The sequence below is a fragment of the Streptomyces sp. NPDC033131 genome, from assembly GCF_055578365.1.
Genome location: NZ_JBVIPA010000015.1, coordinates 1 through 14,404 on the forward strand (window position 1 = coordinate 1; position 14,404 = coordinate 14,404).

Annotated in this window: 13 protein-coding genes; 6 read left to right on the top strand and 7 right to left on the bottom strand. The window is 69.5% G+C overall.

Annotation, left to right across the window (positions count from 1 at the left end; translation table 11 throughout):
* Positions 1–98: 98 nt before the first annotated feature.
* The gene (gene sigJ / locus ACZ5XS_RS20300; RefSeq protein ID WP_468653159.1) at positions 99–998 is read right to left on the bottom strand and encodes an RNA polymerase sigma factor SigJ; all 900 of its coding nucleotides are present in this window, start codon (positions 996–998) and stop codon (positions 99–101) included.
* A gap of 104 nt (positions 999–1,102) precedes the next feature.
* Between sigJ and ACZ5XS_RS20305 the strand changes: the two genes are divergently transcribed.
* Positions 1,103–1,465, top strand: a complete 363-nt coding sequence (locus ACZ5XS_RS20305) for a hypothetical protein (protein WP_468653161.1) — start codon at positions 1,103–1,105, stop codon at positions 1,463–1,465.
* A gap of 442 nt (positions 1,466–1,907) precedes the next feature.
* On the opposite strand, the gene ACZ5XS_RS20310 is transcribed toward ACZ5XS_RS20305, so the two are convergent.
* Both ACZ5XS_RS20310 and ACZ5XS_RS20315 read right to left on the bottom strand, forming a co-directional pair.
* Entirely contained in the window at positions 1,908–2,471 is a 564-nt protein-coding gene (locus ACZ5XS_RS20310) for a hemerythrin domain-containing protein (RefSeq protein WP_468653163.1), read from the bottom strand.
* A 454-nt stretch (positions 2,472–2,925) separates the two neighbouring features.
* A complete protein-coding gene (locus ACZ5XS_RS20315; protein WP_468653165.1) occupies positions 2,926–3,381 on the bottom strand; it encodes a hypothetical protein in 456 nt (151 codons plus the stop codon).
* A gap of 384 nt (positions 3,382–3,765) precedes the next feature.
* On the opposite strand from ACZ5XS_RS20315, the gene ACZ5XS_RS20320 reads away from it, so the two are divergent.
* Together ACZ5XS_RS20320 and ACZ5XS_RS20325 are read left to right on the top strand one after the other, a co-directional pair.
* A complete protein-coding gene (locus ACZ5XS_RS20320; protein WP_468653167.1) occupies positions 3,766–4,908 on the top strand; it encodes a sulfite oxidase in 1,143 nt (380 codons plus the stop codon).
* Positions 4,909–5,393: 485 nt separating this feature from the next.
* Positions 5,394–6,932 carry a pectate lyase family protein gene (locus ACZ5XS_RS20325; protein WP_468653169.1) on the top strand — a complete coding sequence of 513 codons (1,539 nt, stop codon included), beginning with the start codon at positions 5,394–5,396 and terminating at the stop codon, positions 6,930–6,932.
* Positions 6,933–7,045: 113 nt separating this feature from the next.
* Here ACZ5XS_RS20325 and ACZ5XS_RS20330 read toward each other — a convergent pair whose 3' ends face one another.
* The 4 genes from ACZ5XS_RS20330 to ACZ5XS_RS20345 form a co-directional block, all read right to left on the bottom strand.
* On the bottom strand, positions 7,046–7,846 hold the full coding sequence (locus tag ACZ5XS_RS20330; RefSeq protein ID WP_468653479.1) for an alpha/beta fold hydrolase: 801 nt from the start codon (positions 7,844–7,846) through the stop codon (positions 7,046–7,048).
* A 135-nt stretch (positions 7,847–7,981) separates the two neighbouring features.
* Positions 7,982–8,656, bottom strand: a complete 675-nt coding sequence (locus ACZ5XS_RS20335; protein ID WP_468653481.1) for a hypothetical protein — start codon at positions 8,654–8,656, stop codon at positions 7,982–7,984.
* A 271-nt stretch (positions 8,657–8,927) separates the two neighbouring features.
* Positions 8,928–9,608: a DUF4232 domain-containing protein gene (locus tag ACZ5XS_RS20340; RefSeq protein ID WP_468653171.1), complete on the bottom strand. Its 681-nt coding sequence runs from the start codon at positions 9,606–9,608 to the stop codon at positions 8,928–8,930.
* A 270-nt stretch (positions 9,609–9,878) separates the two neighbouring features.
* Entirely contained in the window at positions 9,879–10,337 is a 459-nt protein-coding gene (locus tag ACZ5XS_RS20345; RefSeq protein ID WP_468653173.1) for a nuclear transport factor 2 family protein, read from the bottom strand.
* A gap of 500 nt (positions 10,338–10,837) precedes the next feature.
* Here ACZ5XS_RS20345 and ACZ5XS_RS20350 point away from each other — a divergent pair, with 500 nt between their 5' ends.
* The 3 genes from ACZ5XS_RS20350 (at position 10,838) to ACZ5XS_RS20360 (ending at position 14,364) form a co-directional block, all read left to right on the top strand.
* Complete coding sequence (locus ACZ5XS_RS20350; protein ID WP_468653175.1) at positions 10,838–11,548, top strand: ThuA domain-containing protein; 711 nt, start codon at positions 10,838–10,840, stop codon at positions 11,546–11,548.
* Complete coding sequence (locus ACZ5XS_RS20355) at positions 11,518–12,645, top strand: Gfo/Idh/MocA family protein (protein WP_468653177.1); 1,128 nt, start codon at positions 11,518–11,520, stop codon at positions 12,643–12,645. Before ACZ5XS_RS20350 ends, ACZ5XS_RS20355 begins: the two co-directional genes overlap by 31 nt.
* A 189-nt stretch (positions 12,646–12,834) precedes the next feature.
* The gene (locus tag ACZ5XS_RS20360) at positions 12,835–14,364 is read left to right on the top strand and encodes an APC family permease (protein ID WP_468653179.1); all 1,530 of its coding nucleotides are present in this window, start codon (positions 12,835–12,837) and stop codon (positions 14,362–14,364) included.
* The last annotated feature ends 40 nt before the right edge of the window (positions 14,365–14,404 follow it).

A 14,404-nucleotide genomic window follows, 5' to 3' on the forward strand; every position in this document is an offset into this window, starting at 1 on the left:
GCCCCTCAAACGGGCCGAGCACCGCAACTGGACACCACCCGCACCGGACACCGTCACCATCACTCGGCGGGACAGAACCTAAGTCACCGGCATTGGCCCTAGCCGTCCCGCCCCCACGGCCGCAGCTTCTCCGGGTTGCGGACCACCCAGATCCGGGTGACGCGCCCGTCGGAGACGTCGAACGAGGCTACGGTCACGACGGCGCCGGCACGCTGGGCCACCAGGCCCGGCACACCGTTGACCGACCGCTCCAGGAGTTCCAGACCCGGAGCCTTGTCGGCAATGGCGGCCATGTACTGGGCGATGCGCGCGCCGCCTTCGATCGGGCGCAGGACGGTACCGACCATGCCGCCGCCGTCGGCGGTCATCACGGCGGCCGGGTCGAGGAGCCCGACAAGGGCCGCGATGTTCTTGGTCTCCCACGCCTCCTTGACATGCCTCACCACGTCGGCCTGGCCGGCCGCCGTCCCCGGAGCCCGCGCGACACTCACCCGCCGTCGGGCGGAAGCCGCCAGCTGCTTGCAGGCCGCAGGGGTACGGCCGAGAACACCGGCGATCTCGGCGAACGGATACCGGAAGACATCGTGCAGGACGAACGCCACCCGCTCGGCGGGGGTCATCGACTCCAGGACCACGAGGAAGGCCATGGTCACCGATTCGTCCAGGACCATCTGGTCGGCGGGGTCGGTGCCATGGACGCGATCCCACTCGGCGTGGTCGGGCAGCGGATCGGGCAACCACGCGCCGACATAGCGTTCACGCCGGGCACGCGCCGAGCCGAGAACGTCCAGGCAGATGCGGCCGGTCACCGTCGTCAGCCAGGCGCCGGGGGATGCGATCTCGTCCTGCCGACTTCGTGGCAGCGCGTACCAACGCGCGTACGCCTCCTGCACGGCGTCCTCGGACTCGGCCAGTGAACCGAGCAACCGGTAGGCGACATTGATCAGTTGGCGCCGCTCACCGGCTATCTCGTCGGTGCTCGTCCCAGCCGTCCCCATGCTCCCGACCACCCTCTCGCCTTACCTTTCGCAGACCCGCGTCGTCGGGTTGGTGAGACCTTATCGATCTACTGCCCCCCGGGGGCGGAAAAGGGGACCGTGGCATGGCGACCCAGGCGACGGCACGGCGTCACATCTCGTTTCTGCAGATCGCGGTCACCCTGCAGACCCTGACCATCTTCCTTCAAGCGGTCTCCGCCGGACTGCTGCTGACCTCGTCCTACGGAGAGACGCTGCACAGTGTCGGAGCCCGCGTGATGTACGGGGCGACGATGCTGTACGTGCTCGCGGCGGTGCTGGCATGGAAGCCGGGCGGCGGCTCGCCCCGGCCCGTCTGGCATGCGTCCGGCTTCCTTGTCCTCGCCTCGGTCCAGGTCGTGCTCGGCATCGCGCACATACCGTCGGTCCATCTCCCCCTGGGTGTCCTGATGTTCGGACTGAGCGTGCTGGCGCTGGCGCGGCGCTGAAGTCTGGTGCGGGGTACAGCGGCTGGGGACCTCCTTGCCCAGCGTCGGCAGCGTGGTCTGGGCGAGGCGGAGCCGATTCCTCATCGCGCGGACGCCTACACGTACTTATCCCGGCCGACCGCGCGGCCCGCGGGCGTCACACCGCGGAACCGGTGACGTCTGTCTGCACACAGCGGAACCGTCGTTGCGCTGTGGGTTCGCCACGTTGACGGCCGAGCAGGTGGCCCGGTTGTCGAGGCACTGGACATCGGCACCGTGGTGAGCAGGCGCGGCACACGTCCGGTCCCACGGATCCGTGCCACGCCACGACGGACTGGCCGGTCCCCGGGCAGCCGGCGGAAAGCCCGTCCGCTCGTCCGGCCTCCTCTCTCTCGTGCCTCACGTGTGTGCCGACAGAGCCGCGCGGAGTGCGTGCAGGAGCCCAGGAGCCACTTCAGTGCTGTCAGCCCTGCTTTCCGCGCCCGGTCAGCATGTCGCGCAGGCGGTCGACCATGCCGGTACCGGGCGCGAGGAGTTTGTTCGCGGGTGGGGTGTCCGGTGCGGACGGGTGCGGGCGGGTGGGAGCGTGCTTCTTGGCCGAGCGGACCTTCTCACCGAGCTCCTCCAGATTGTCGGCGGAGCAGGCGTCGGCCAGCATCGGGAAGAGCCGGTTCTCCTCGTCGCTGACATGGGCCGTCACGGCGTTCTTCAGCCGCAGAATCAGCGTGTCGAAACGCCCGTCGCCGGGCTGACAGCCTTCGAGTTCCTTGAGCATGCGCTCGACTTCGCCGTGGTCGGCGATCTCCTTGTCGGCGAGATCGTCGCCCCCGTCGACGTACCGGCGCACCACCGGGTACAGGTACTCTTCCTCGGCCACCGAGTGCCGGATCAGCTCCATGGTGAGCCGGTCCGCCAGATCGCGTCGCTGCGGGTCGTCCCCGGGCAACATCTCGATCTGCGAGAAGAGGTCGTCCACCTCGCGGTGATCGGCGGTCAGTTCCTGGATGACGTTTCCGCCGTGTCCCATGGATTCTCCACTCTTTGTCGTCTGAGGCCGGTCGTCGATCGCCGTGTGCAGCGCCGTGCGTCGGGCCGTCCGTTCCGCGGGGTGGGGTCTGTCGACAGGCGCAGGAGCAGGAAGGAGCAGTCCTTGTCCAAACGATCCACCGGCTGGCACCGCACGGATACTTGCCACGCACACACCGGCGACCTCGCGCTGGTCCGTTACTTCACTCCGGTGGCCGACAGGGCAGGGCCCGGCCATGTGTCGCGGAGAGCACGTCCCTGGAGCCCGTGGTCGATCGCGCTGGTCATCTCTGTCGGTCGGCGTGATCGCCGCTGTCCGGGGCGACCGTCGCACGGCATCCAGTGCCCTGGGTCCGGCGCGTGGTGCGCTTCCAGGGCCGTCCAGCAGTGTCAACCAGACAGCCGGTCAGCCGGTCGTCATCCGGTCATCCGGTCGTCCGCTGTTCGGGAGTGCCCTACGCCGGTGGTCCGTATCCGGCAGGCCAGTCGTCCACGTCTGCCCCCGTGGAGGGCCCCACAGGGGTGATACGGCGGTAGGCGGCGCGGGCATGGACGATCCTGGCCAGCACCGTGCCGACAAGAGCCGCGGCACACAGGCAGGCGAGCCAGAACGTGTCACGGTGGCCGGCCCAGCTGAGGGTGCCGACAGGCGGGATGGCGAAGCCGTTGAGGATCAGCCAGCACAACACAGCTGTACCGGGGGCCGCAGCGAAGCGCGCGTAAACACCGAGCAGGGCGGCGAGCAGGGACAGCGCGGCCAGAGCGGGCGCAGGACGGTCCAGGCCTATCAGGGTGTTGTGCAGGGCCACCAGGGGCAAGGCCCCGACGAAAGCCGTGACCCACACCAAGGGCGTGGCGACGGGCTGAGGGACGGGCCTTGCACCGACCCTGAGGGACACCAGCTGGATCACCCTCCATGCCTCCCTTCGGCCCTCCCGATGCCTGCCGGGCACCGGCCGCCACGGCAGCGTGGGCCTCCGCACAGATTGTCCCACCGGCCGTCGCGCACACTCCCCGCGGGACACGGCCACAGTGCTGAGGCCGGGTTCAGCTCTGGCGTAGGCAGGAGTGAGCCCGAAGCCGCGTGGCCCGTCTGTGGCAGGAACACCGGGACGTGGCTCTGCACAGGTTCTGCGGCGGACCACGGAGCCGGACGGTTCCACCTGCCGGCAGCGCCCGCGTCAACTGGTCCGGCTCGGATCGGATCGGATCGGATCGGGGCGGGGCGGGGCGGGGCGGAACCCGGCCGCTACCCATGGGGTGCTCGTGTCGGCCGCCGGGAGCACCATGGATCCATGGACAGTCGCACGGGTCAGGTGGATTCATCCGGGTCACTGGATGACATCAGCACGCCGGGGCGCGTCGCAGACCCCGCCGAGGGCATCAGCCACGAGGAACTCGCCCTCGCCGCCCGCAATCACGGCCTTCCCCTGGAGGCCCTGCGCTACGACGTCACACCTGCCGGGCTGCACTACATCCTGACCCATTACGACATCCCGGTTCTGGACGCCGCCGCATGGACGCTGACCGTGCGGGGCCGGGTCCGTACGCCCCTGACGCTGGACCTGGCGGCCCTACGCTCCTTCCCGCCCGTCACCCACCGGGTGACCATGGAGTGCGCGGGCAACGGCCGCGCCCAGCTCACTCCGCGCCCCGTGAGCCAGCCCTGGCTGGTCGAGGCGGTCGGCACCGCCGACTGGACGGGCGTACCGCTGCGGACGCTGCTCGGCGAGGCCGGTGTGGAGCCGGAGGCCGTAGAGGCGGTCTTCACGGGAGCCGACCACGGCGTGGAGCGCGGCGTGGAACAGGATTACCAGCGCAGCCTGTCTGTCGGCGACGCCATGGCCACCGACCCTGAAGTCCTGGTCGCGTACGAGATGAACGGCGCCCCGCTTCCTCCGCAGCACGGACACCCTGTGCGCCTGGTGGCCCCTGGCTGGTACGGCATGGCTCATGTGAAATGGCTGCGCGACATCACCCTCACCGACACGCCGTTCACCGGCTTCCAGCAGACGGTGGCATACCGCTACCGCCAGTCCCCCGACGAGCCGGGCTTCCCGGTCACCCGGATCGCGCCCCGGGCGCTGATGATTCCGCCCGGCTTCCCGGACTTCATGTCCCGCACCAGGGTCGTACGGCCCGGTCCGCTGGACCTGGAGGGCCGCGCCTGGTCAGGCCGCGCTCCCGTCACCAAGGTCGAGGTCAGCACGGACGACGGCCACACCTGGCACGAGGCGGAACTCACCCCGCCGGACTTCCACTCCTGGTCCTGGCGGCACTGGCGCGCGCCGTGGACGGCCGTCCCCGGTACCCACGTCCTGACCGCCCGCGCCACGGATGCGGAGGGCGACACCCAGCCGGTCACCCAGCCCTGGAACCGCGGCGGCTTCGGCAACAACGCGGTGCAGCGCATCGCGGTGCTCTGCGTACCTCGATGACCCCCGCCCAGCACCCTCTGGGCTGACAGGTTGTCAGCCGTTCCTTCGCGGGCGGCATGCGGTCGTGCGTGCGAGGCAGCGCACGCCCCCGTCCGCGGTGTGCCGGACAGACCGAGGCCAGAGCACAGCTCTGAGCGCTCTTCAAGACAGCAGGTGAGAGCCGACCAGGCTGCCCTCACCCCCTTCGCGTACGTTCATGTTCGTGAATAAGAATCAAGTACGCGTCTATTGACGTGTCCGCAGCAAGCACCTAGCTTCCAAAGAAAGCGCTTGCCTTGCCGCAATAAGGGATCCGGCCATCTGGGCCATTCATGTTCTCGAACGACCGCATCGTCGCATCCAGGAGCCGCCACAGAAAGGGGTCAGCCACATCGACCTGCCCTGCGGCAGGTCGGCGCGGCGGGTCGGCAACCTCGACGGCCTGCCGGACGGCCACGGCAAGTAGCAGCACCACCCACCATCCGAAGACGAATGGGGAGGCGAAGATGAGACGATCAGTCGCACTGCGACTCTATGCGGCGCTGGCCACGACGGCCCTCGCGGCCGCGACCGGTGCGGTTCTGTCGATACCCGAGGCGGCGGCAGCGACCGGCAGCGCCACCGGCTACGCGACCCAGAACGGCGGGACCACCGGCGGTGCGGGCGGGCAGACGGTGCGGGCCACCACGGGGACCGCGATCCACGCGGCACTGTGCGGCCGGGCCAGCAGCAGCACCCCGATCACCATCCAGGTCGAGGGGACCATCAACCACGGCAACACCACCAAGGTGTCGGGCGCCAGCTGCAACACCGCCGCCGGCGTGATCGAGCTCAAGCAGATCAGCAACGTCACGATCATCGGGGTCGGCAATGGAGCCGTCTTCGACCAGCTGGGCATCCACATTCGCGACGCCAGCAACATCGTCATCCAGAACGTGACCGTCCGGAACGTCAAGAAGTCGGGCTCCCCCACGTCCAACGGTGGTGACGCCATCGGCATGGAGAGCAACGTCCGCAATGTCTGGGTCGATCACACCACCCTGGAGGCTTCGGGTGGCGAGTCGGAGGGATTCGACGGCCTCTTCGACATGAAGGACAACACCCAGTACGTGACCCTGTCCTACAGCATCCTGCGCAACTCCGGCCGCGGTGGCCTCGTCGGGTCCAGTGAGACCGACCTCTCGAACAGCTTCATCACGTACCACCACAACCGGTACGAGAACATCGACTCCCGCGCGCCCCTGCTGCGTGGCGGCACAGCCCACATCTACAACAACCACTACGTGGGCCTCAACGAGTCCGGCATCAACTCCCGAGCCGGGGCTCGCGCCAAGGTCGACAACAACTACTTCAAGGACTCCAAGGACGTCCTGGGCACCTTCTACACCGACGCGGCCGGTTACTGGCAGGTCAGCGGCAACATCTTCGACAATGTGACATGGTCCAGCCCCGGTAGCGAGAACAACCCCGCCGGTCCCAACCCGCAGTCCAACACCACTGTCAGCATTCCTTACGCGTACCCCCTCGACGGTGCCAGTTGCGTGCCGAGCATCGTGAGCCAGACGGCCGGCGCCAACAAGGGTCTGCAGGTGTCGAACGGCAACTGCTCACCGCAGACGCCGACACCGACGTCAACCCCGACCCCGACCCCGACCACGCCCGGACCGACCCAGCCCAGCGGGACCAACCTCAGTATCGGGGCCGGCTCCGACGGTTCCGGCAAGGCCGACGGTACGAGCTACGGCAACGTGCGGGACGGTGATCTGAGCACCTACTGGTCGCCGGCCGGCTCGACCGGCTCCATCTCGATCAAGTGGGGCTCCTCCACACCCGTCTCCGCGATCAACATCCGAGAGGCGTCAGGCTCCGCAGGCGGCATCGGCTCCTTCAGGGTCATCAACGCCGACACCGGCGCCGTCCTCACCTCCGGCAGCGGGGCGGGACTCATCACCTTCCCCCGGACTTCGCTGCAGAAGATCACCTTCGAGATCACCGGCTCGACCGGCACGCCGAAGATCGCCGAGTACGAGACGTACTCCGGGTAGGAGCGCGCTCCCGCTGCCGCGCGGGGGTCGGCTTCCCCCCAGGACCCGCCGGGCAGCAGCGGGGGCTCGCGCTCAGCAGAAGTGCGGACAACCGTCGGACGGCGCAGGAGTTCTCAGGCGAGGCCCAGAAGGAAGTCCGAAAGGGTGGTGCACAGGGATTCAGGCTGTTCCAGGTGCAGGTCGTGGCTGGTGCCGGGGATGCTCAAGGACACGGTGGCGGGCCGCTCCCGGAGCATCTCGTCGGCTTCCTGCGCAGGAATGAAGCTGGATCGGGCCAGGACCACGAGGGTGGGGCACGTGACGTGCCTCCACTCGTGGCGGAAGGAACGCCGGGCGATGTCGGTCAGCGACCGGACCATCACGTCCCGGTCGAAGCGAGGCCACCATCCGTCCTCGCGTTCCTCCAGCCCGGCCGCCCAGCCTGCACCGACCGGCCCGCCGCCGAAGAACTCGGCTGCCGCCTCGCGTGAGGGAAACGGGGTCGGCCACGAGTCGAGCCATCCGCCCACGTCCGCGGGGGCGTTCGGGTGTGGACCGCCGACGCCGGCCTCGATGAGCACGAGCGCGCGGACCAGTCCGGGATGTGCAGCGGCCGCGAGCATGGCCGTGTGCCCGCCCAGCGACTGGCCCACCAGAACAGGCCGCCGGAGCATCAACTGCTCGGCGACGGCGAGGGCGTCGGCGACATAGGCGGCGCGCGAGACGTCCTGCGGGCGGCGCTCGCTGGCACCGTGCCCACGCTGGTCGACCGCGACGACCCGGTACCGGGAGCTCAAGCACCGTGCCGGCACGTCCCATTCACCCGCATGACCGGCGAGGCCGTGCAGCAACATGACGGGCTGTCCCGGCCCGCCCCAGTCCCGGCAGACAAGCCGGACACCGTCTCGCCTCACCACGTGCTCCGACCATGCCACCTGGGACCTCCGGAGGGATCGGCGGCCTCGATGCCGCGAGTGAATGCCGTAGGAGTACTCGTCGAAGTGCCCGGCGGCCTGCGCGAGCAGGTGCGCTGTGTCGTACACGACGACTGCGCCGGGGCCTCCCGGCCCTCAGGTGACCGGCCAGGTGACCGGCGGAACAGGGCCGTCCACCCGCGGCTTTGTCGGGACGGCCGACGCGGGCAGGGCCAGGACGCGCGCGAGGGCGGAGGTGACCGGGGTGAAGTGATCGGGCAGGTACTGAGACGCCCAGTCAGCGGCCAGGGCGAGGAAGTCGGTCAGGTCACGCTCGGCGCCGTGGAGCAGGCGGCGGAGCTCGGTGACGGACAGTTCGATCACCGGGCTGTCGCTCTGCTCCGCGTCGACGGTCAACCGGACGGTTCCGGCGAGACGCTCGGCGCATGGGTCGGGGTCGTGGCCGAAGGAAGCTCGGCCACTGCCGTCGACGACCTCGCGCCAGTCACGCCAGTCCTCCAGCCCACTGCAGCAGCCGGGCAGGAAGGTGATGCCATGGCGGCTGTCCGTGACCCGCATGCCGCCGGCCGCGAAGAGGTTGTCGAAGGTCAGCAGTCCGTGCAGGAAGGATCCCAGCGGGTCGGCAGGCCGCGGCGGTCGGTCATCGTGCTCGGGGTCGATGTCGTTGCAGTCGGCAATGCGCATCACCGCTGTCCCGACCTCGACGGGCGTGAGCTCACCGCTGAGGGGCAGATGGCTGAACGGCACGATCTCGGCGACGGGCCAGAGGGCAAAGCCGTCGGGGGTCGAGATCTCCAGGACGGGCTGCATCACGATCACCTGGGGAAGTGTTCCGCATATCCGTCCTCGTCCGCTCCCGATTTACGCCGAGCACTCACACGTCAACACGCGGAAGAGGGAAGGAACTGGGTGTTAGTCGCCGTCCAGCGCGGCAAGTTGGTAGGGGTCCGCATCCTGCTCGTGACTGCGCTGCTCCCGCGCACGAGCCGAGCCGGAGCCGCATAGTTGGGCACGGACCGCTCACCAGTGGGCTTCCCGACCCCTTTTGGTCACCTGCCGCCGACGCTCACATCGACGTCCGTCACTTCGACATGATGAAGTCCAGGGCATAACCGGAGGCCGTCGTCCAGTAGGTGACCAGTTGACCGTCGTCCGCGTACAACATGTCGACGGGCATGGGGACGTCGATCGGCTCGCCCGCCTTGCTGCCGAGCTTGCTGCCCTGGAGGGTGAGGGTGATGCTGTTCGCCTCGTACTCGTCCCTGGCGCCGCCGGCGACGAGCAGAGCGGCGTGCGCCTCCTCACCCGGAGCGATCGTCGTGGGCTCCCCCGGGTCCGTGCTGCTGTCCTTGATCACGGGGGTCGAGGCCTGTGCGTCACCGATCTCGATATGGGGATAGTGGTAGACGTCGCACTTCTTGTCGCCGGCGTTCTGGACGGTGATGAGGAGGTGCCTCGCGTCGTCGTCGTCCGCGCGTTCCATGGTCGCGGAGACCCCGAGTTCGTCCGCGGTACAGGCAGCGATGGTGCCACTGTCGCCGGTGCTGTTGTCCTCACTGCCGCCGGTGTTCCCCGTGCCGCCGCCCGGCTTCGCCGAGCCCGTCGCGCTCGCCCGGTCCACGGGCTTGTCGTCGCCCGAGCCCTCGGCCGCGCCCGGCTCGCACGCCGTGGAGGCGAGCAGCGCGGCGACCGCCGCGGCTCCGAGGACGCAGGACTTCCAGCCCCTGGGGCCTTTGTGGTTCTTGCGGGCAGCAGCATTCATGGTGTTCCCCCGTTGTCGGACGTACGCGTCCGCTTTCGACTCTCGTTCGCGAGCAGAGTCTGCACCAGGAATTCGCCTCAACGCGTTGCCCCGTAGGTCTGTTACCGAGCACGTACAAGGAAGGGGAGATTCCGCCAGAAGTTCACAGACATGGGTTGGCTGTGCGATCAACCGGTGTGCGTCTCGTCCACCTCGACGCGAACAGCGGGGGCGGGGAGATTCACCTGACCCCCGGGTCGCTGGGCGCTCGGGGCGCGGCCGCCCGCGCCCTCACGGGGCGCACGCCTCGGCGATCGACAGGCTGTTCTCGTAGAGGTGGTGCCGGGTGATCCGGCCGTCCTCGACGGTGAGGTGCAGCGCGAAGGGGCCCTCGAAGGACTTTCCGGTCGCACGTACGGTCCCCGACAGATGCCCCATCAGGACGGCGTCGGTGCCGTCGACCAGGAAGGTGTCGACGGAGGCGCGCGCGTCCTCGGGCACGGTGTGTTCCATGAGGTCCGTGAACTGGGCGGCGCATTCGGCGGCGGTGGACCGCGGGCGGATCCACGGCACGGCGGGGTTCTCGGCGAGCAGCCAGTCGACGTCGTCGGCGAAGAGCGCGACGAGCCGCCCCGTGTCCCCGGCCAGCCGGGCGGCAAGGAACTCCTGCACAACGGCCCGGGTGGCCTCGGCGACGGAGCTCGCGGTGGTGACTGAACTCGTCGTGATCGTGGCTGATTTGACGGACATGACGCTCTCCTCGCGGGTGCGGCTGGATTCCGGCGGGGATCCCGCCGATGTGCTTGATCCTGCCGGGGGAAGGGAGGACGGTCGATTACCCCGGAGGTAAGGGCCCGTCCACGTGTGTTCGCCGGTGGTGGAGCCGGCAAGGATGCGCCCGATCCACGCGGGGACGGCCCCCGTTCGGATGTCGCTCCGTCCGCCTGCCCCACCCTTGTGTGGAGCGTCTCGCTGCGGCCGGCGCACCCGCTCGTCAGCTCTGCACGACACCCGAGGCCGCCTGACGCCGGTGCGGACCTCCGCCGAACCGCTGCGCCCGCCGACGGCGCCGTCAGCGAGTCGCCACCGCTCTGCCTGAGCCGGTACGGACGGCTGTCGCAGAGGGTAGCTGCCGAAGAGCCGAAACTTTCGTGTAGCCGGCAACCCTTTCCTGAGCGAGGGTGACTGACGCATCCTCAAGGCGAGCACCTCCGACCCAGACCGGGGCGACGGCCCCATGAAGGAAGCAGATGACGCGGAAGAACGCCCTGGTCGTCCGAGGCGGATGGGAGGGACACCAGCCGGTCGAGGCCACGGAGCTGTTCCTCCCCTTTCTCCAGCACAACGGATACGACGTCCGCGTCGAGGAGTCGACCGACGTCTACGCCGACGCCGCCGAAATGGCCGTCACCGATCTCGTCGTGCAGTGCGTCACGATGTCGGAGATCACCGCCGGGCAGCTGTCGGGACTGCGTGCGGCGGTCGTGGCCGGCACCGGCTTCACCGGCTGGCACGGCGGCATCGCCGACTCGTTCCGCGCCTCGTCCGACTATCTGCACCTGGTGGGAGGCCAGTTCGCGACCCACCCGGGCAAGGAGCCGTGTGAACGTCAGGGGGACGCGGCGGACAACTACCTGCCGCACACCGTCAACATCACCGAGCTCGGCCGCGAGCACCCCATCACCGCGGGCATCGAGGACTTCGAGCTGTACACCGAGCAGTACTGGGTGCTCCACGACGACCTCATCGACGTCCTGGCCACCACCACCCACCCCACCCGGCCATGGCACCCCTGGCACCGGCCCGTCAGCTCGCCGGCCGTCTGGACCCGTCGGTGGGGCGCCGGGCGCATCGTGGTGACGACAGCGGGGCACAGCCTCGACGTGCTCGAGAACTCCCAGGTCCGCACCATCATCGAAAGGGGCATGCAGTGGGCGACGCGCACCGCATCGGCGTCGTAGGGCTCGGAGTCATCTCCCGCGCGTACCTGGACACTCTGCTCGGCCATCCCGCGGTGCGTGTCACCGCCGTCGCCGACCTCGACGCCTCCCGGTCGGCCGCCGTCGCCGCCGAGCTGCCGGGCGTCCAGGCGCTGACGGTCGAGGAGTTGCTGAGCAGCCCGGACGTGGACACGGTGCTGAACCTGACCGTCCCCGCCGCACACGCCGAGATCGCCCTCGGCGCCATCGGCCACGGCAAGAACGTCTACGGAGAGAAGCCGCTGGCCGCCAACCTTGTCGACGCCCACAGCGTCCTGGAGGCCGCCGCGAAGGCGGGAGTCGGTGTGGGGTGCGCGCCGGACACCGTCCTGGGCACCGGAGTCCAGACGGCGCGGGCGGCTGTGGAGGCCGGAAGCATAGGACGCCCCCTGTTCGCCTCGGCCGTGATGGTCACCCCGGGACACGAACGCTGGCACCCCCACCCCGACTTCTACTACACCGCCGGGGGTGGCCCCCTGTTGGACATGGGGCCGTACTACCTCGCGTCCCTGGTCCACCTGTTGGGTCCGGTGCGTGCCGTGATCGGCGCGTCCAGCCGGCTGCGCGCCGAGCGCGTCATCGGTTCCGGCCCGCGCGCGGGCGAGCGGATACCGGTCGAGGTGGACAGCCATGTCTCCGGGGTGCTCGAGCACGTGAACGGGGCCCTGACGACCATCACGACGAGCTTCGACGGCGTGGCCACAGCGGCGGCTCCGATCGAGGTCCACGGCGAGGCGGGGACGCTCACGGTTCCGGATCCGAACCGCTTCGACGGCGACGTACAGCTCTTCGAGCTCGGCGACAAGCGCCGGCGCACGCTCCCGACGTCGGCCGGCTACGTCGGCAGCGCACGGGGCATCGGTCTGCTCGACTTCGTCGCCGCCGACGGGCAGCGGGCGCCCCGCGCGAACGGCGAACTCGCCCTGCACGTGCTCGAGGCCATGAGTGCTCTGCTCCGCTCGTCGGCCGAGGGGCGACGCATCGAACTGACGACGTCGACAGCGCCGCCCGTCCCCGTTCCGCTGACAGCAGCCGAGGAGTGGAGGGGACACACACCCCGCCGACCCACCTCGCCGTGAAGGACGAGGGCTTCGATCGGCGCGGCAGGCCCCGCCACCCGGTTCGCACCGGCCGCCTCCGTGCGGTGCGCGTGGCAACCGGACGGAGAAGTGATGGTCAAGACTTGCACATGAACGCTTGTGGGCCCCTGGGAGGCGGCAGATCATTGGCCGGATCCCGCCCGTCCCACGAGCACGCAGGAGCTCCACGTGGCCGCTGGCCCCATCACGTCCGAGCATGCCGAGGCACCGACCGCGGCCCGGACGGAGCGCCAGAAGCTGCGCAAGCACTTCGGCCGCTTCGACATCCTCTTCTTCCTCCTGTGCACCATCGTCGGGGTGGACACCATCGGCACGGTGGCCTCGTCCGGTGCCGAGGCGTTCACCTGGCTCATCGTGCTGGCCGTCGTGTTCTTCGTGCCCTCCGCACTGCTGACCGCCGAACTCGGCGCCGCGTTCCCCGACGAGGGCGGCCCCTACATCTGGACCAGCCGCGCCTTCGGGCGTCTGGCCGGTGCCGTCAACAACTTCCTGTACTGGATCACCAACCCGGTGTGGCTCGGCGGCACGCTCTCCGTTTCCGCCGTCACGGCCTACACCACCTTCTTCAACGACGGAAAGGACCTGAGCACGCCGGCCTTCTACGCCTTCACCCTCGTGTTCGTCTGGGTGGGCGTGCTCGCCGCGATCCTCTCCTTCGACGTCGGCAAGTGGATTCCCACCATCGGCGCCTGGAGCCGTTTCGTCCTCCTGGGCCTGTTCACCCTCACCGTCGTCATCTACGGCGTCCGGCACGGCCTGCACGGATTCGGCCTCGGTGACTTCTCCCCGACCTACGCGGGATTCGTCGCCCTGGTGCCCGTCCTGATGTTCAACTACGTCGGCTTCGAGCTGCCCAGCACCGCCGGCGACGAGATGACCGACGCCCAGAAGGACGTGCCCTTCGCCATCTTCCGCAGCGCCGTCCTCGCCGTCGTGCTCTACGCGCTGCCGATCCTCGGCATCCTGCTCGTCCTGCCCGTCAAGGCCATCACCGGTCTCGGCGGCTTCATCGACGCGATCCGGCAGGTCTTCACCGTGTACGGCGGCCACGTCTCCGCCGACGGCACCGCCACGCTCACCGGCACCGGCAGCCTGCTCGGCGACCTCGCCGCGCTCCTGTTCTTCCTCACGGTGCTGTCCTCCGGCGTCACCTGGGTCATGGGCTCCGACCGCGCCCTCGCCGTCTCCGGTTACGACGGCGCCGCGCCCCGCTTCCTCGGCGTCATCTCCAGCCGGTTCGGCACCCCGGTACGGGTCAACATCCTCAGCGGGCTGGTCTCCACCGTCGTCCTCGTCCTGGCGCACCAGCTGACCGACGGCAGCGCCGCCAAGCTCTTCGGCGCCGTCCTCGGCCTCGCCGTCTCCACCACCCTGGTCAGCTACCTGGGCATCTTCCCCGCACTCGCGGTACTGCGCCGCAAGGCCCCGGACGTGCCGCGCCCCTACAAGGCACCCTTCCCCCGCACGATCAGCGTGGTCCTCACCCTGCTCGTCCTGTTCGCCGGCGTGCAGCTGGTCGCCCCCGGACTCGGCGACCACTGGTTCGGCTCCGCGTACGCACCGGACGGCTGGAGTCACGGCGAGCGCTGGAAGTACCTGCTGACGGAGGTCGTCCCAATCATCGGGTTCGTGCTCCTCGGCGTGCTCTTCTGGGCTCTGGGCAAGCCGACGCGCACGGCATCCGCCGCCGCCCGGTAGCGCACGGCGTCGCTCTTCCTCCGGGCGGGCGGACCGGCGA